Source organism: Lysobacter olei, assembly GCF_054777355.1.
This window is the reverse complement of sequence record NZ_BAAHAT010000041.1, coordinates 1-527: the sequence shown is the minus strand read 5'-3', so window position 1 is coordinate 527 and position 527 is coordinate 1. Positions and strand designations below refer to the sequence as shown.

Below are 527 nucleotides of genomic sequence, written 5' to 3'. Positions count from 1 at the left end.
ATACTGGCACAGAACTTGCTGATCTGCCCGTGACGCCACAAGACCATGATCATAATAGTGAGGAGGAAGGATATTTTCAATGATTGACGCCAGGACCCAGAATGCATCTTCTGCGGTAGGAAGAATTAAAAGAAGCGAACCTGCAATGAGATTCATGCCTTGACAGTATCCGACTTCTGGATTGCGGCGGGAGTAAGCCAGAAGGACTTCATTCAACCTTGCGACTCCCGGCCCCTTGCGGAAGAATATATTATCAGTCAGGGTGCGGTGAATGTCCATGGTAATTTGGGCAGTTGCTCCGGGATCAGCTTGAGTGGTTATGTGCCCGTTAACAAGGTCGTCATAATATCCTGGCACGCGGAGGGTTGAGGCACCACTGCACTCAGACCAAATCTTAGCACGGTATGCAACTGGGATGCCGCCCAGGACAAGGTTTCTAAACTCTCTCCATTTAGCGCGACCAATTTTTCCCTTGTTCCCCAGACCGGCAATTCCGATGACCTCGCCATCTGCCAGCGCAACCTCAG

The 527-nt window shown here is 50.9% G+C and carries 1 protein-coding gene; it reads right to left on the bottom strand.

Going from position 1 to position 527, the window contains the following annotated elements; genetic code table 11:
• Positions 1–527, bottom strand: a 527-nt coding sequence (locus ACYVBS_RS14715) for a hypothetical protein (protein ID WP_460824506.1), incomplete at both ends; no start/stop codon positions are given.